General features: G+C 71.7%; 13 protein-coding genes. 10 read left to right on the forward strand and 3 right to left on the reverse strand.

Going from position 1 to position 16,652, the window contains the following annotated elements:
* Nucleotides 1-103: 103 nt before the first annotated feature.
* Nucleotides 104-841, reverse strand: coding sequence for a hypothetical protein (locus tag AC4D16_RS05920; RefSeq protein ID WP_490948307.1), 738 nt, complete (start codon nt 839-841; stop codon nt 104-106).
* Nucleotides 842-1,132: 291 nt separating this feature from the next.
* Here AC4D16_RS05920 and AC4D16_RS05925 point away from each other — a divergent pair, with 291 nt between their 5' ends.
* The 8 genes from AC4D16_RS05925 to AC4D16_RS05960 all read left to right on the forward strand — a co-directional run bounded on the left by AC4D16_RS05925 (nt 1,133) and on the right by AC4D16_RS05960 (nt 9,613).
* Entirely contained in the window at nt 1,133-1,840 is a 708-nt protein-coding gene (locus AC4D16_RS05925; RefSeq protein ID WP_490948306.1) for a winged helix-turn-helix transcriptional regulator, read from the forward strand.
* Nucleotides 1,841-2,104: 264 nt separating this feature from the next.
* Nucleotides 2,105-3,061, forward strand: coding sequence for a mycothiol synthase (mshD, locus tag AC4D16_RS05930; protein WP_490948305.1), 957 nt, complete (start codon nt 2,105-2,107; stop codon nt 3,059-3,061).
* Between the two features lie 100 nt (nt 3,062-3,161).
* Nucleotides 3,162-5,384, forward strand: coding sequence for an RNA degradosome polyphosphate kinase (locus AC4D16_RS05935; protein WP_490948304.1), 2,223 nt, complete (start codon nt 3,162-3,164; stop codon nt 5,382-5,384).
* Nucleotides 5,384-6,352, forward strand: coding sequence for an NUDIX hydrolase (locus AC4D16_RS05940; protein ID WP_490948769.1), 969 nt, complete (start codon nt 5,384-5,386; stop codon nt 6,350-6,352). The genes AC4D16_RS05935 and AC4D16_RS05940 overlap by 1 nt, the downstream gene beginning before the upstream one ends.
* A gap of 63 nt (nt 6,353-6,415) precedes the next feature.
* Nucleotides 6,416-8,011: a hypothetical protein gene (locus tag AC4D16_RS05945; RefSeq protein ID WP_490954273.1), complete on the forward strand. Its 1,596-nt coding sequence runs from the start codon at nt 6,416-6,418 to the stop codon at nt 8,009-8,011.
* The gene (locus AC4D16_RS05950; RefSeq protein WP_490954274.1) at nt 8,008-8,508 is read left to right on the forward strand and encodes a GntR family transcriptional regulator; all 501 of its coding nucleotides are present in this window, start codon (nt 8,008-8,010) and stop codon (nt 8,506-8,508) included. Before AC4D16_RS05945 ends, AC4D16_RS05950 begins: the two co-directional genes overlap by 4 nt.
* 117 nt (nt 8,509-8,625) lie before the next feature.
* The gene (locus AC4D16_RS05955) at nt 8,626-8,862 is read left to right on the forward strand and encodes a hypothetical protein (RefSeq protein ID WP_490948301.1); all 237 of its coding nucleotides are present in this window, start codon (nt 8,626-8,628) and stop codon (nt 8,860-8,862) included.
* Nucleotides 8,863-8,890: 28 nt separating this feature from the next.
* On the forward strand, nt 8,891-9,613 hold the full coding sequence (locus tag AC4D16_RS05960) for a 4'-phosphopantetheinyl transferase family protein (protein ID WP_490954275.1): 723 nt from the start codon (nt 8,891-8,893) through the stop codon (nt 9,611-9,613).
* 99 nt (nt 9,614-9,712) lie between these two features.
* On the opposite strand, the gene AC4D16_RS05965 is transcribed toward AC4D16_RS05960, so the two are convergent.
* Nucleotides 9,713-11,104: a M1 family metallopeptidase gene (locus AC4D16_RS05965; RefSeq protein WP_490954276.1), complete on the reverse strand. Its 1,392-nt coding sequence runs from the start codon at nt 11,102-11,104 to the stop codon at nt 9,713-9,715.
* Nucleotides 11,101-15,072 (reverse strand): Pls/PosA family non-ribosomal peptide synthetase, encoded by a 3,972-nt coding sequence (locus tag AC4D16_RS05970; protein WP_490954277.1) that lies wholly within the window; start codon nt 15,070-15,072, stop codon nt 11,101-11,103. The genes AC4D16_RS05965 and AC4D16_RS05970 overlap by 4 nt, the downstream gene beginning before the upstream one ends.
* Before the next feature lie 160 nt (nt 15,073-15,232).
* Between AC4D16_RS05970 and AC4D16_RS05975 the strand changes: the two genes are divergently transcribed.
* On the forward strand, nt 15,233-16,012 hold the full coding sequence (locus tag AC4D16_RS05975) for a thymidylate synthase (protein ID WP_490948768.1): 780 nt from the start codon (nt 15,233-15,235) through the stop codon (nt 16,010-16,012).
* Nucleotides 16,009-16,560, forward strand: coding sequence for a dihydrofolate reductase (locus tag AC4D16_RS05980; protein ID WP_490948297.1), 552 nt, complete (start codon nt 16,009-16,011; stop codon nt 16,558-16,560). The genes AC4D16_RS05975 and AC4D16_RS05980 overlap by 4 nt, the downstream gene beginning before the upstream one ends.
* Nucleotides 16,561-16,652: the final 92 nt, after the last annotated feature.

The following is a 16,652-nucleotide window of genomic DNA, read 5'->3' on the forward strand; positions in this document are numbered from 1 at the left end:
GACATGTTCTCATCCTAACGCGCGGCCCCACGGCGCAGGGACGCGGGACGGCGGGTCCGACGCCGACGATCCACCTGCGGAGGAACGCGCCGGAGCGGCAGGATCAGGCCAGTAGCAGCGTGTCGAGGAAGTACACGAAGGCGCCGATCGCGAGCACGGGCGTGATGCCCGCGGAGAGCGCGGCGAGGACGCCGAGGGGTGCCTCGCGGGCCAGCAGCAGCCGCCGGGACCCGGCGAGCACCACGCCGCACGCGAGCCCCACCGCGGCGGCGGGGAGGGCGGGGACGTCCGTGAACAGCAGCGCCCCGAGCGGCCCGGCGAGGGCGGCGAGGACGACGGCGGTGGGACCGGCGAGGCGGTCGGGGAAGGGCAGCAGGCACGCGAGGACGGCGACGAGCATGCTGATGCCGGTCACGAGCATCATCCCGGAGTCCGCGGCGTTGACGGCGAGCCTGTCCGCGGCCACCCAGCCGGACCCCATGGCCACGGCGAGCACGCCGGAGCTGGAGCCGAGGGTGGATTCGAGGCGAAAGCTCTGACCCGTGCCGCGGACGAGCTGGATCATGAAGACCGCGCCGACGCCGAGGGCTACCGCCGCGGGGAACCACGCGAGGACGGCCGGCCCCGCGACGGTGGCCGTCAGGACGACCGCGAGCAGGGCGCTGAGACCGATGGCGGCCGCCTGGCTCTTCCGGGCCGGTACGCCGAGGACGTGCGGCCACCCGATCGCGGCGAGCACGGAGGCGATGCCGACCGTCACCGCCACGGCGACGAGCGAGATGTAGGAGGACCCGACGACGGCCCCTGCGGCCACGGCCGCCGCCCCTGCGGCAGCTGCCACGCTCGTCCTCTTCACCCCAGCAATACTGCCCTACGCTGCGCGGCGGCGGGAAAGTGGCGCTGTGCCCGCCGGCCCGAGGCGCCCGACACCCGACCGACATAGGACCGACACCGCACCCGCATCCCGTCGTCACCGCACCCACATGACGCACTCACCGCGCCCGTACCGTGCCATCCGTCACATGCGAGCGGCTACAATGGTCGACAACTCGAAGACCCCCGACCGTCCGCCGTCCGCGGCTGCCGGGCTATTCCGCCCGATGATGCGCGTTCCCGACCCCGTGGAGGACATATGCCGCACATCCTGATGTTGACCAACACCACGGGCTCGTCCGTGGACATTCTCCCGGCGCTCGAGCTCCTGAACCACAAGGTGCACATCCTCGCCGCCGAACCCACCGCGCTGCTCGAGACCGAGCCCTGCGACGTCGTCCTCGTCGACGCACGCAAGGATCTCGTGGGCGCACGGTCGCTCACCCAGCTCCTGAAGGCCACCGGCCTCAGCGCTCCCCTGCTGCTCGTCCTGACCGAGGGCGGCATGGCAGCCGTCGCCGCGAACTGGCTGGCGGACGACGTCGTCCTCGACTCGGCGGGCCCTGCGGAGGTCGAGGCGCGGCTGCGCCTCGTGATCGCCCGCTCGGCAGCGGCGAGTCAGGAGCCGAGCACCGAGATCCACGCGTCCGGCGTCGTGATCGACGAGGCCAGCTACACCGCCAGGGTGCACGGGGAGCCGCTGAACCTGACGTACAAGGAGTTCGAGCTCCTCAAATACCTGGCGCAGCACCCAGGCCGCGTGTTCACGCGCGACCAACTGCTGCACGAGGTGTGGGGCTACGACTACTACGGAGGAACGCGCACCGTCGACGTCCATGTGCGGCGGCTGCGCGCGAAACTCGGGTCGGACCACGAGCAGCTCATCGGGACCGTCCGGAACGTCGGCTACCGGTTCACCCTGACCAGGGCCCCGGAGGATCGCACGTCGGTCAATCAGGACGCCTGACCCGGCCACACGCCCCGGCGATCACACGAAGAAGCCCCTCCACCGGGATCGGTGAAGGGGCTTCTTCGTTGCCGCGACTGCGGCCTGTGGTGGAGGACATACGGGTCGAACGTATCGCGGGCACCCCACTGGTGCATCCCCCTCGAGCAGTTCCCGACACTACCCGAGGTCCGCTCGAGACCGCAAACCACGGCAAGCCGTCCGGGATACCGGGGGGCGGACCGCCGCCCCGGCCCGTCGGGATGGCAGGACTAGGCTGGGCGCATGACCGACGCCCCCGCCTCCACCTGGTCCATCGAGCGCACCGTCGGTGCGCCGCCCGGGCCCGTCCTCGGCGAGGTGCTCCGCCTCGCCGCGGCGGCCACGGAGGCCGACGGCAACCCTCCGCTGTCCGAGCAGACCCTCGTGACGCTCCGGGCACCGGACGCCGGGGAACGGCTCACGGTCCTCACGGCCCGGAGCAGGGCGGAGCGCGACGCCGATCTGGCGGGCGTGGCCGTGCTGACCCGCGGAGCGGAGGACGGCACGGTGCTGGAGCTCGTCGTCGGGCCCGACTGCCGGGGCGAGGGCGCCGGGACGGCACTCATCGAGGCGGTCCTGGCCGAAGGCATCGACGACCTCCGCGGTTGGTCCCACGGCAATCACGCGGCGGCCGCGGACCTCGCCACCCGCTTCGGCTTCGAGCCCGTGCGTGAGCTGTGGCGCATGCGGCTGACGCGCGCTGCCGTCGAGGAGTCGGTGCCCGTGGCCGTCCTGCCCGCCGGCGTCGTCATCCGGTCCTTCGTCCGCGGCCGGGACGAAGAGGCGTGGCTCGCAGCGAATGCGGCGGCCTTCGCCCATCACGCGGAACAGGGCGGCATGACGCGCTCCGACCTCGAGGCGCGCCTGGACGAGGACTGGTTCGACGCCGAGGGCTTCCTGCTGGCCGTGCGCGAGGAGGACGACGCGCTGCTCGGCTTCCACTGGACGAAGGTGCACCCGGGGATCGGCGATCATCCGGCCATGGGCGAGGTGTACGTGGTCGGGGTGACCCCGGAGGCCCAGGGCTCGGGATTGGGCAAGGCCCTGACGATCGCAGGCATCGAGCACCTCCACGGCAAGGGCCTGCAGGCCATCATGCTGTACGTCGACGCGGACAACACCGCCGCCGTCGCGTTGTACCGGAAGCTCGGTTTCACCCGCTGGGACGTGGACGTCATGTACGCGGCAGCGGCCGCCTGACCACCTTGTAAGGTTATTTTCGAAGCCCTGCTCCGGCGTGATCGAGCGGGCTGTACGCCACGATGCCCGCTCACACCCGCCGACGCCCGCAGGAGACGTAATGGATTCAGAGACCAGGACCCGGGGGGCGTCCCTGTACGGTTCCTCGGAGACAGCACCGGCTCGGGCCACACAGGACCGCATCGACATCCCGGAGTTCGCGCCCAGCCTCCTGCCGGAGGGGGAGATCCGCCCCGACCGCTTCCTCGACCGCGAGATCAGCTGGCTCGACTTCAACGCGCGCGTGCTGGAGCTCGCGGAGGACCCGGAGCTGTTCCTGCTGGAGCGGGTCAACTTCCTCTCGATCTTCGCCTCGAACCTCGACGAGTTCTTCATGGTGCGCGTCGCCGGGCTGAAGCGGCGTATCGCGACCGGGCTCGCCGTGCCCTCCGCCGCGGGCCTCAGCCCCATCGAGCAGCTCGAGAAGATCATGCAGGACGGCTACGGCCTTCAGCAGCGCCACGCGGCAGTATTCGCCGAGCACATCCGGCCCGCGCTCGCCGCGGAGCAGATCCACCTCACCACGTGGGAGGAACTGGACGACACCGCGCGCGACTACCTGCACAAGGTCTTCGCGGAGAAGGTGTTCCCCATCCTCACGCCGCTCGCCGTGGACCCCGCGCACCCCTTCCCCTACATCTCGGGGCTCTCGCTCAACCTCGCCGTGGTGGTGCGGAACCCCGTCAGCGAGAAGGAACTGTTCGCCCGCTTGAAGGTGCCCGACCAGCTGCCCCGCCTGATGTCGGTGGACGGACCGCGCGCCGGGAACGTGGCAGGTCGCGTGGCGCGGTTCATCCCGCTCGAGGAAGTCATCGCGGTGCACCTCGACCAGCTGTTCCCCGGCATGGAGGTGCTCGAGCACCACCTCTTCCGGGTCACCCGCAACGAGGACCTCGAGGTGGAGGAGGACGACGCCGAGAACCTCCTGCAGGCCCTCGAGAAGGAGCTGCTGCGCCGCCGCTTCGGCCCGCCGGTGCGGCTCGAGGTCACCACGGACATCAACCCCAGCATCCGCGCGCTGCTCTCCCGTGAGCTCGGTGTGGAGGAGGACGAGGTGTTCAACCTCCCCGCTCCCCTGGACCTCCGCGGGCTCAGTGTGATCGCCGGGATCGACCGCGGTGACCTCCACTACCCCAAGCACGTCCCCCACACGAGCCGCTACCTCAACGAGAGCGAGACCTCGAAGGCCGCCAACGTGTTCGCTGCGATGCGCCGCCGGGACATCCTGCTGCACCACCCGTACGACTCCTTCTCCACCTCGGTGCAGGCCTTCCTCGAGCAGGCGGCCGCGGACCCGAAGGTGCAGGCGATCAAGCAGACGCTGTACCGCACCTCCGGCGACTCCCCCATCGTGGATGCCCTGATCGACGCCGCCGAGGCCGGCAAGCAGGTCCTGGCGCTCGTGGAGATCAAGGCGCGCTTCGACGAGCAGGCCAACATCTCCTGGGCCAGGAAGCTGGAGCAGGCCGGTGTGCACGTGGTGTACGGGATCGTGGGGCTGAAGACGCACTGCAAGCTCTCCCTCGTGGTGCGCCAGGAGATCGACGGCCTGCGCCGCTACTGCCACATCGGTACCGGCAACTACCACCCCCGCACGGCCAGGTACTACGAGGACCTCGGCCTGCTGACCGCCAACGAGCAGGTGGGCCAGGACCTGTCCAGGCTCTTCAATCAGCTCTCGGGATACGCCCCGAAGTCGACGTTCAAGCGCCTGCTCGTGGCTCCGCGGTCCGTGCGGTCCGGTCTGATCGACCGCATCGAACGGGAGATCGCCAACAAGCACGCCGGGCTCGCAGCGCGCGTGGTCATCAAGGTGAACTCGATGGTGGACGAGGCGATCATCGACTCGCTTTACCGTGCGTCGCAGGCAGGCGTGAAGGTCGACGTGATCGTCCGGGGTATCTGCTCCGTACGCCCCGGTGTGCCTGGCCTCAGCGAGAACGTGACCGTGCGTTCGGTGCTCGGCCGCTTCCTCGAGCACTCCCGCGTGTTCGCGTTCGCGAACGGCGGCGACCCGGCGGTGTTCATCGGTTCGGCCGACATGATGCACCGGAACCTGGACCGCCGCGTCGAGGCACTCGTGCAGCTGAGCGCGCCCGAGGACATCGCCTACCTGATGACGCTGATGGACCGCTACATGAACCCGTCCGTCTCCAGCTGGCACCTCGACGCATCCGGTGCCTGGTCACGGCACCACAAGGACGACGACGGCACCCCGCTCGAGGACATCCAGTCGTGGCTGCTCGCGTCGCGCGCCCGCCAGCGAGCGGTGTCGCGCCGCTGATGGTGACCCCGACGACGACCGCCACGGAGACCGTGGCGGCTGCTGATCCCGTGGCGGTGGTCGCCGCAGGGACCCTGTGCTGGCGCACGGAGAAGGGCCGGCTCGAGCTGCTGGCCATCCACCGTCCCCGCTACGACGACTGGTCCTGGCCGAAGGGGAAGCTCGATCCGGGTGAGACGACGCCCGAGTGCGCCGTGCGGGAGACCCTCGAGGAGGTGGGCCTGAGCGTCCGGCTCGGCATCCCGCTGCCCACCATCACCTACCCGGTGGCCGCGGGCCTGAAGACCGTGCAGTACTGGGCGGCGCAGGTGGAGCGGCTCGTCCCCGCCCCCGACGGCAAGGAGGTGGACTCCACGCGCTGGGTGACCCCGGAGGAGGCGCGGACCCTACTGACCAACCCGTCCGACGTCGAACCGCTCGACGCGCTCGTGAGCGCCCACCGGGCGAAGGATCTCGCCACCTGGCCGCTGATCGTGGTGCGGCACGCGAAGGCGAAGCCGAGGTCCTCGTGGAGCAGGGCGGAGGGCGACCGACCGCTCGCCGCGACGGGCCGCCGGCAGGCGACCGCGGTGAACCGGCTGCTTCAGGCATGGACACCGCAGCGCGTGGTGAGCAGTCCGTGGGTCCGGTGCGTGCAGACCATCTCCCCCTACGTCACCCAACGCAGCGCGAAGCTGAAGCTGGTGGACGCTCTCACCGAGCGCGACGCCGCACGCAGGCCACAACGTACGCGCGCCGCCGTGGAGCGCGTGATGGACAAGCGGAAGTCCGTGGCCGTGTGCACCCACCGGCCGGTCCTGCCATTGGTCTTCTCCGTCCTGGCCCGCCACATGAACCCTGCGCTCCGCGAGCAGCTCCCCGCCGAGGACCCGTACCTGGCCCCCGGTGAGGCCGTGATCTGCCAGGTGAGCACCAGCAACCACCGGCGCATCGTGTCCGTGGAGCAGTACCGCGCGTACGACGACTGACCCGGGGGGCTTGACCCCACCCACTTTGTATCAAACACTTGGTACAAAGAATATGGGGGACACATGGACTACCTGGGTAGCGCGCTCGTCGGCCTGGCCTTTCAGGCACTGGTGATCTACGGGGTGCTGCGGCTCGTGCACGGCAGCCCCCGGCCGGAGGCCGACCCGATGAGACAGGCCCGGAGGCACGCCTTCTGGGCCGCGGTGATCGCCCTCGTGGCCGGCGGGGTCCTCGGCCAGACGCCGTTCACCGACCTGCTGGACGCCGGGTCCCGGTCCGGGGATCACTGCCTGCTGGAGGATCTCGTCGCCACCGGCCTCCCCCTGCTCTCGGTCTGCGGCGTGTACGTGCTCGCGCAGTTCACCGGGCCCATCGGGGGCGGCGCCCTGCGTACCGCCGACCTCACCGTGCGGGACCTCCGCGGATACCTCCCCGTCGGGCTGACCATCCTTGCCGCCGTCATGGCCTTGCTCACCGGCGTGGCCATCGCCCTGACGGCCGCGTTGCCCGCGGTCGTGCCGGGCGGGCCCTCGATGGCGGACGGGCGTGTTCCCCTGGAACGGCCGCCCGGCACGTCCTTCGCGCTCGCGGCAGGCGGTGTGCACCTCCTGTTCGTCCTCGGCGTCCTGCTCGCCCTGACGGTGATCGTCAGGCGGCGGCGCGTACCCACCCTGACGCACGTCGAGGACAGCATCATCCGCCGGGTGTTCATCAACCGGCTGCTGCGGACGGCCACTCTCGTCTCGGTCTCAGGCCTGAGTGGTGCCCTCGAGTTCGCGTCCAACGGGAGCTTCGAGGAACCGTGGAACGACCTCCGGACCGTCCTCGCCGTGCTGTGGTTCTCCACCGTCCTCGCCATACTGGCCTTCCGTCCGCCGGTGCGGGCGGAGACCGTCGACGAACCGGTGCACGCCGAGCCGGCGGCGACGAGCGGATCGGCCTGGCACGCCGGACTGGTGGTGCTGAGCGGACGGCGTCTCGGCTACGGGGTGTTCGTCCTGTGTTTCGTCCCCTTCTTGCTGGTGCTCCAGGACCTCGGCTCGCGTGCGGGCCTCATCACCCTCGTGGCCGGGTACGTCGGGTTCGGTGGGACACAGCTCCTGGCGGAGGTCGCCCTGACGCGCAACCACGGCGCCGGACCTCGCCGGGGGTGGGCCGGAGTGCACAACCTCCCTGCCACCGTCACGGTCCTGGCGGGGGTCGCCGTCGTCCTCGTCCTCGCTCTCGCCGCCACGACCGCCGCCATCGGGGCGCGACCTGGCTCCGCACCGGCGCTCCCCCTCTGGACGGCGTCCTTCGTGCTCGTCGTGGCCGTGCTCGGCGCCGTGGCGACGATCGCGGCCAGGCGCCCGCCCCTGAGACGCGCGTCTCGGGCGGAGGACGACGCACTGCGGACGGGCACGGTGCGCCGGCTCCTGCTCATGATCTGTTCGGCGGTCCTCGCGCTCGCCGCGATCCTCCTGTGGCAGAACCGAGCGGTGGTCGTCGACGAGGCCCCTGGTACCGGTTCGGGCGGCTCCGGCGCACTCCTCGACGTCGGTCAGGTGGACACCCTCGTGGTGCTCCTGCTCATCATCGCCACCGTTCTCGCATTTTTCCCGCAGCCGCGGGAGATCCACGCCCCTACGCCGTCGACCGCTCCGGACGCCGTGCGGTGAGTGCCGATCTCCGGGTGGATCTCGCGTCCCCGGTGCCGCCGTTCGAGCAGATCCGCGCGGGCGTCACGGCGCTCGTCGCCGCCGGAGACCTCGCGCCCGGCGCCCGCCTGCCGACGGTCCGCAGCCTCGCGGCGGACCTCGGGGTGGCCGCCGGCACCGTCGCGAGGGCCTACCGGGAGCTCGAGGCGACCGGCGTGATCGAGAGCCACGGCCGGCGCGGCACGGCGGTGCGCGCGTCCGCCGTCGTCGGACGCCCCGCGGGCGCACAGCGCGCACCGGTCGTGCACGAACCACCGGACGCAGCACGCGTCGCGGACGACGGCGTTGCGCGCCTGCACGTGTCCGCGGGACTGGCGGACGCCGTCGAGCGGGTGGTCGCAGCGGCCCGGGCCGACGGTGTGCCGGCCGATGCAGTGGCGGCGCTGATCCGCCGGGCGTACCGCGGTTCCCCCTCCGACCCACTCCCCGACCCGACGACGTCCGGCAGCCGCCGGTGAGCGCTCGTCAGTTCATGACCGATGGTGCTGCCGTTCACCGCGCGTTCATTCCCTACGCATACTGTCGATCGTTCATGCAGCGGGCAGCCCGCGGACCACAGGACAGGATCACGACACATGGCCGATGTGAAGCATCTCGTACGGGCACTGGCACCGCACGAGATCGAGGAGATCGTGCGGCTCGGCCCGGCAGGTCCGCTCACGCCCAAGTTGCTCCACGCGATCGACCGAGCAGCCGGCGGACCCGGCGAGGGCCGCGGCTACTACATCTACGGGACGGCGGATGCGGACCGCCCGCGGCCCTTCGTGCTCCGCGGGGACGTCTGCGCAGAACTCTTCGGCGTCCGGCACTGATCCGCCCTCCCGCGCCGGGCCCCGGCCCGTGACGGAACCGGCCCTGCGCCTGCGGCGCCTCGACCGGAGCGAGGGCCTACTCCCGCTCGACGCCATGCCGGCCCTGCTCGACGACGTGGAACGCTCACGCGCCGCCCGGCACCGGCGATCGGCGGACGCGACCGGCTTCGTCGCCGGACGCTACCTCCTCCGACTGCTGGCCGCGGACCTGCTCGACGCCGATCCGCGTGCGCTGCGCACCGCCTTCTCGTGCCCTGTGTGCGGTGGGGCCGGCACGACCTCCGACCACGGCCGACCCGGGTACACGCTCGACGGCGCCCGGGTACCACTGGCGCTCAGTCTCTCCCGCACGGCCTCCGCCGTGCTGGTCGGCGCCCTCGACCTCCGGATCGACGGTCTGCCCGCTCCCGTGGACGGACACGCCGGGAGTCTCGGCGTCGACCTCGAGGCCGCTCGGAGCGTGGTGTTCGACGGCTTCGACGACGTGGCCCTGACCCCCGCCGAGAAGCGACGCCTGGCCACGCTGCCTCCCGAGGGACGGCACCCCGAACGGGCCCGCCTCTGGGTGCGCAAGGAAGCCCTCATGAAGGCCCGGGGTACGGGCTTCGCGCCGGAGGGGCCCGCCACGGTGGACGTCATCGCGGACGTCGACGCGACGTCGGGCGCCCGGATCGTGGATCTCGACCACTGCGACGGCGTACTCCTGCGGGACCTCGGGCTCGTTGCCGCCATCGCCGTCGTCCAGACCTGAATCTGACGTGACCTGACCTGACCTGACCTGACCCGACCTCGGTGTGTACTCGGCCCGAACCTGGACCGCGGAACCGCACCGGGTCCTGATCAGGGCCGGCTAGAGCGGTGGGAGCTCCGCTTCGAAGAGCCACGGCGTGAGCAGGGCCCCGACGTCGACCCCGGGCAGGAAGCGGCCGGCGTGCGCCAGGAAATCCGGCGTGGTCACGCAGCCGAAGCGGTGCTCCGCCGACCACGCGCGCAGCAGGGCGAAGAAGGCGTCATCCCCCGCCGCCATCCGCAGTGCGTGGAGGGTGAGGGCGCCCCGCTTGTAGACGCGGTCGTCGAACATGCCCGAACCACCCGGATCGCCGATGACGAGATCCTGCGGCTCCTGGGTGAGGCGCTGGTGGGCGGACCGCGCGAGGGAGGCCGCCGTCGTCGAACCGCCGGCCTCGGACCAGATCCATTCGGCGTAGCAGGCGAAACCCTCGTGCAGCCAGATGTCCTGCCACCGCGACGCCGTGACCGCGTTGCCGAACCACTGGTGCGCGAGCTCGTGCGCGATGAGTCGCTGCGCCTCCCAGCCCTGGTGCAGGTGGTTGCGCCCGATGATCGAGAGCGTCTGCGCCTCGAGCGGGATCTCCAGCTCGTCGTCGGTGACCACCACGAGGTACTGCGGGAACGGGTAGGGGCCGAAGCTGTGCTCGAAGGCCGCCATCATCTCGTGGTGCCGGGTGAGGGCTGCCTTCGCGGCCGGCGCGAGCGACGGCGGGACGGCGGCGTACTGCGGCACCGGCGTCGCGGGGTCGCGCGGGGCGAGGAGCGCGGCCTCCCGCGGCGCGGCGTGCGTCGGCAGGGCGACGGCGGGGCGTGAGGGATCGTTGAGGGTCACGAGGTCGTAGCGCCCCACCTGGAGCGTGGCGAGGTAGGTGGCCATGGGTTCGGCCTGCTCGTACACCCAGGTGATCCGGCTCGATTTCACGATCCTCGACACCAGGACGCCGTTGCACACCGCGCGATAGCCGGCGTCGGTGGTGACGGTGAAGCGGTAGGCCGCCTTCTGCGACGGGTGGTCGTTGCAGGGGAACCACGACGGCGCTCCCGTGGGCTGGCCGGCCACGAGGACGCCGTCGGTCAGTTCCTCCCACCCGACGTCGCCCCAGGTGCCGGCGATGGGCCCGGGAGTGCCCTCGTAGCGGATGTCCAGGCGGAACTCCGCGTCATCCGGGACGTCGTCGCGGAAGGTGATGACGAGCTTGCCGCCGCGCTCCTTGAAGGACTTGACCCGCACGGTGTCCGAGGTGACCTTCGTGGCGCGGAGGCCGCTGAGGTCCAGCTCGAGCTGCGACAGCGTGCGGTGCGCGCTCAGGGTCAGGACGGCCTTGCCGGCCAGCCGGTTGCTCGCGAGCTTGTAGTCCAGAGCGAGGTCGTAATGCAGTACGCGGTATGATGTGCTGCCGTTCAGGGGGGTGTACGCGTCAGGTGCAGCCAGTGGCAGGGTGCCGCTCACGCACCGTCCCCCGGACCGGACCACGAGGTCACGGGATTGCCCATCCAGTAGGTCCCCGCGGGGACGGTCTCGCCGCGCATCACCAGCGACGCCGGGCCCACCGTGGCGCCCGGGGCGATCTGCGCGGCGGGGAGGATCACGCTGTGCGGACCGAGTGTTGCTCCTGGGGCGAGCTCCACGGTGTCCATGCTCATGATCCTGTCATGGAAGAGATGGGTCTGCACCACGCATCCGCGATTGACGGTGGCGCCGTCGCCGAGGCTCACGAGGTCCGCCTCGGGCAGCCAGTAGCTCTCGCACCACACCCCGTGGCCGATCCTCGATCCGAGCGCGCGGAGCCACCACACGAGCGCCGGTGTACCGCTCGCGGCCCGGGCGAACCAGGGGGCGCTGACGCTCTCGATGAAGGTGTCCACGACCTCGTTGCGCCAGATGAAGGAACTCCACAGGGGGTGCTCCCCCGCCCGGATGCGGCCCACGAGGAGCCATTTCGCCGCGACGGCGCTACCCGCGGCCACCGCTCCGAGCACCATGAACACGACGCCGCTCAGCAGGGCCGCGACGGCGTACCCCGGACCGACGGCGAGGGCGTCGAAGATCACGAGCGCCGCCGCCGCGATCATCACCGTCAGGATGACGGGCACCACGCGGCACAGCTCCCAGAAGCCACGGGCCACCTTGAGCCGCCGGGGCGGCTGGAAGGTGCGGGCCTGGTCACCGGCGACGGCGAGCCTCCGCAGGCGCGACGGCGGGCTGCCGAGCCACGAGCTGCCCGCCTTCGCCTTCAACGGCGTGGCCGAGAGGACGGCCACGAGGGAGTTCTTCGGCACCCGCCTGCCCGCCGACGTCATGCCCGAGTTGCCGAGGAACGCGCGCCGGCCGATCTTCGCCGGCGCGATCCGGAGGTACCCGCCGCCGAGTTCGTAGGAGGCAACCATGGTGTCGTCGGCGAGGAACGCCCCCTCGCCGATGGTGGTCATCTTCGGGATCAGGAGCACGGTGGACGCTTCGACGTTGCGCCCCACCCGGGCCCCGAGGAGGCGGAGCCACACGGGCGTGAAGAGACTCGCGTAGAGCGGGAAGAGGAGATCGCGCGCCATGTCGAGGACCCGCTCGGTGGCCCAGATCTGCCACCCGATACGGCCGCGCGCGGGGAAGTGCCCCTCGCGGAGACCCACCCCGAGCAGCCGCACGGTCCCGAGCACGAGCACCGCCGTGACGAGGAACCAGAGCACCGCCGCGAGGACCACGGGGCCGATCAGCGCGGACCAGTCTGAGGAGAGCGACGCCGCCCCGTCCAGGGCCGCGACGACGGGCAGAGCTGCCACGGCCGCCGCCGCGAACGGGATCAGCGACAGCACGCCGGAGGCTGCGGCGTACACGAGGAAGGCGAGGCGTGACCGGGCAGGGGAGCGCGCGGGCGGCGGCTCGGGCCAGTGCTGCTTCGCCCTGCCCGCCCTCACTGCGGGCGAACCCGAGAACAGCTGCCCCTGCTTCACCGGACCGTGCACGGCGGAGCCCGGGGCCACCTCGGCTCCCGCACCGACCCGCGCACCCGGCATGAGGGTGCTCCGCGCACCGACCACGGCGCCCGCACCCACCACCACCTGCCCGATGTGCACGCGGTCGCCGTCGATCCACCAGCCCGAGAGATCCACCTCGGGTTCCACGGACGCGCCGGCCCCGAGCGTGAGGAAACCGGTGACGGGCGGCACCGAGTGCAGTGCGACGTCGGGCCCGATGGTGGCACCGAGCGCGCGGGCGTACACCGGCACCCAGGGGGCGCTGGCGAGGCCGACGGCCCCCACGCTGTCCGAGATCTGCTCGGCGAGCCACAGCCGCAGGTGCACCTTCCCGGAGCGCGGATAGACGCCCGGCTCCACGCCTCCGAGCAGGAACCGCGCTGCGGCGACGGCGAGCGCCATGCGCCCGAGGGGACTGACGAACACGAGCCAGGACAGGCCCACCCACCACCAGGACAGGGTGGGTGCATCGGTGAGGACTCCGATTCCTGCCAAGACGTTGGTCGCGATCAGGGCGTAGGTGAGCCAGCGCATGCCCGCGAGGAACTGCAGGGGGATGCCCATCAGCGTCTGGAAGACCTGCGATTTCCGCGCGGTGGGCCGCACGGTCCTGATGGGACCCGCCGGCTGCTCGCCGCCGTCGCCCGTTCCCGCCGCGAAAGCTGCGAGCGCGCCGAGGCGCGGGTGCGCGTAGATGTCCGCGACCGTGATGACGGGGTACCTCGTGCGGATCAGGGAGACGAGACGCGCCGCGGCCAGCGAGCCGCCGCCGTGCAGGAAGAAGTCGGCGTCCTCGTCCTCGGGCTCCGTGCCCAGCACGGACGCCCACTGGTCGGCGATCCAGCGGGTCCTCGGGTCGAGATCCCGCGCGGCGCGACCACCGGCCGCACCGGAGGCGCTGACCCCGGCAAGTGGCCACGGCAGCGCGGCGCGGTCCACCTTGCCGCTGGTCTTCGTGGGCAGGGCGTCCGTGACGGTGAGCAGCGGAACGAGTGCGGCGGGCAGGGAGGCGGCGAGGAGCGACCTCAGCTCCGCGAGGTCCGGAGTCCCGCCGGCGGGCACGAGGTAGCCGACGAGCAACTGGTTGCCCGAGGGCGTGCTCTGCACCGCCGCTGCAGCGCCGGAGATGCCGGGCAGCGCCTGCAGGGCGGCGTCCACCTCGCCGAGTTCGATGCGGCGGCCACCGAGCTTCACCTGGTCGTCGGCGCGGCCCGCGAACACGAGACCTGCCACCTCCGCAGTGACCAGGTCACCGGAGCGGTAGGCGCGGTGCCAGCCGAGGGTGGGCATCGGGGCGTACTTCTCGGCGTCCTTCGCCGGGTCCAGGTAGCGGGCGAGGCCCACACCGCCGATGATGAGTTCGCCGGTGGCGCCCTCGACCACCGGGATCCCGGCGTCGTCCACGACGGCGAGGTCCCAGCCGTCCAGCGGAAGGCCGATCCGCACGGGGCCGTCCCCGCCGAGGCGGGCCGCGCAGGCGACGACGGTGGCCTCCGTGGGCCCGTAGGTGTTCCACACCTCGCGGTCGTGCACGGCGAGCCGGCGCGCGAGTTCGGGCGGGCACGCCTCGCCGCCGAAGATGAGCAGCCGGACGTTCTCGAGGGAGTCGGCGGGCCACAGCGCGGCGAGCGTGGGGACGGTGGAGACCACGGTGATGCCGCGCGCGATGAGCCACGGTCCGAGGTCGACGCCGGTCCGCACCAGGGCGCGCGGCGCCGGGACCAGGCAGGCGCCGTTGCGCCACGCGAGCCACATCTCCTCGCACGAGGCGTCGAAGGCCACGGAGAGTCCGGCGAGCACGCGGTCGGCCGGGCCGATCGGCTCGCGCTCGAGGAACAGGCGCGCCTCGGCGTCCACGAAGGCCGCGGCGGAGCGGTGCGTCACGGCCACGCCCTTCGGCGTGCCGGTGGAGCCGGAGGTGAAGATGACCCAGGCGTCGTCGTCGTGCCCGGGCCCGCCCGTCCTGCCGCTCCCCCGGCCCGCGGCGGTGACCGTCAGCCCGCGCTCGACGACGGCGGCCGCGTGCGATTCCGTGAAGACCACGCGGGCGCGTTCGTCGGGATCGTCGGCGTCCACGGGCACGTATGCCGCCCCGGCGGTCAGCACGCCGAGGATCGCGATGTACAGCTCGTTGGTCCCGGAGGGGATGCGGACCCCGACCGTGTCCCCGCGGCCGATGCCACCCGCGGCAAGCACGGCAGCGAAGTCCTCCGCCCGGCCCACCAGGTCGGCATAGCTCAGCGCTTCCGTGCCGTCGTCGAGGGCGGAGGCGTCCGGGTGCTCCGCCGCCGTCGCGCGGAGGATGTCGAGGAGCGTGCGAGGGGCCGGCGCGAGCCCGGATGCCGGGAACTGCGCCGGATACACGCCGGGCGCTCGGTCCGGATCGACGTCTGGGGCCGACGCCCCGGGGGTCGCCGGGGCGGTCCTGGGCGAGGGTGTGGTCACGGAGGGAGTCTTCCGGTGGAAGGTGAACGGCAGGTGACCCGCACGGGGGCCGGCGAGTACCGGCGCAGTCTACCGGCGTCCTAGACTTGCACGCGTGAGCACCCCCCTCCCCGCCTCCGCGCCGATACCCACCCCGTACGAGGACCTCCTGAGGGACGTCATGGCGAATGGTGTGGCGAAGAGCGACAGGACCGGTACGGGCACGCGGAGCGTCTTCGGCCGGCAGCTGCGCTTCGACCTCGGCGAGTCCTTCCCCCTGATCACCACCAAGCGCGTGCACTTCAAGTCCGTGGCGCTCGAACTGCTCTGGTTCCTCCGCGGTGATTCGAATGTCCGCTGGCTGCAGGAGCGCGGCGTGTCCATCTGGAACGAGTGGGCGGACGACGACGGCGAGCTCGGCCCGGTCTACGGCGTCCAGTGGCGCTCGTGGCCCACGCCCGACGGCGGGCACATCGACCAGATCACGCAGGTGGTCGAGGCCCTGAGGAGCAACCCCGATTCCCGCCGGCACATCGTGTCCGCGTGGAACGTCTCCGAGCTGCACAGCATGGCACTGCCCCCCTGCCACGTCTTCTTCCAGTTCTACGTGACCCCCGGCGTGGACGGCGCCCCGGGCAGGCTCTCCTGCCAGCTGTACCAGCGGTCCGCGGACACCTTCCTCGGCGTCCCGTTCAACATCGCGTCCTACGCCCTGCTGACCCTCATGGTGGCGCAGCAGGCGGGTCTCGAGCCCGGCGAGTTCATCTGGACCGGCGGTGACGTCCATGTGTACGACAACCACGTGGAGCAGGTCGCCGAGCAACTCTCCCGCGACCCCTACCCGTACCCGCGCATCGAACTGACCCGGAAGCCAGCGAGCATCCTCGACTACACCCTGGAGGACTTCGCCGTGCTCGACTACCAGCACCACCCCACCATCAAGGCACCGGTGGCGGTATGAGCGCCCCCTCGCTGAGCATCGCCGACGCCGTCGGCCCCCACCCCGTGGTCGGGCTCATCTGGGCGCAGACCGAGGACGGCGTGATCGGTCAGGACGGCGGCATCCCCTGGCACGTGCCGGAGGACACCGCGCTGTTCAAGGCGACCACCACGGGCCACCCCGTCATCATGGGCCGCCGTACGTGGGACTCCTTCCCGGAACGGTTCCGCCCCCTGCCGGACCGCACCAACATCGTCATCTCCACCTCCGTGACCGAGCTGCCGGGCGCCGTCGTGGTCCCGTCCCTCGAGGCGGCATTCGACACGGCACAGGCGGCCCCCGGCGCGGAGGAGATCTGGGTCATCGGCGGCGGTCGCGTCTACACGGACGCCATGCCGAGGGCCAACGCCGCCCTGGTCACCGTCGTGGAGGCCTCCGTACCCGGCGACACGCTGGCGCCGACGCTCGGCACGGAATGGTCACTCGCCGCGCTGAGCCCGGAGACGGGGTGGCTCGAGTCCCGGACGGGTACGCGGTACCGAGTGAGCCTCTGGACGAAGCAGGGCTGACCGAACACGGTGACGCGGCTGCGTGATGGGAAGGTCTCCCCATCGCCACGTCATGGCACCAGCTCTAGGATCGGTCGGACAGCACGGTCCCG

Source organism: Arthrobacter sp. TJ-236 (genome assembly GCF_058269235.1).

What these genes read in the sequence shown, in the direction of transcription:
- AC4D16_RS05925 (WP_490948306.1), top strand. Translation starts at nt 1,133, where the DNA reads ATGCCGCACATCCTGATGTTGACCAACACCACGGGCTCGTCCGTGGAC.
- mshD (WP_490948305.1), top strand. Translation starts at nt 2,105, where the DNA reads ATGACCGACGCCCCCGCCTCCACCTGGTCCATCGAGCGCACCGTCGGT.
- AC4D16_RS05935 (WP_490948304.1), top strand. Translation starts at nt 3,162, where the DNA reads ATGGATTCAGAGACCAGGACCCGGGGGGCGTCCCTGTACGGTTCCTCG.
- AC4D16_RS05940 (WP_490948769.1), top strand. Translation starts at nt 5,384, where the DNA reads ATGGTGACCCCGACGACGACCGCCACGGAGACCGTGGCGGCTGCTGAT.
- AC4D16_RS05945 (WP_490954273.1), top strand. Translation starts at nt 6,416, where the DNA reads ATGGACTACCTGGGTAGCGCGCTCGTCGGCCTGGCCTTTCAGGCACTG.
- AC4D16_RS05955 (WP_490948301.1), top strand. Translation starts at nt 8,626, where the DNA reads ATGGCCGATGTGAAGCATCTCGTACGGGCACTGGCACCGCACGAGATC.
- AC4D16_RS05975 (WP_490948768.1), top strand. Translation starts at nt 15,233, where the DNA reads ATGGCGAATGGTGTGGCGAAGAGCGACAGGACCGGTACGGGCACGCGG.
- AC4D16_RS05980 (WP_490948297.1), top strand. Translation starts at nt 16,009, where the DNA reads ATGAGCGCCCCCTCGCTGAGCATCGCCGACGCCGTCGGCCCCCACCCC.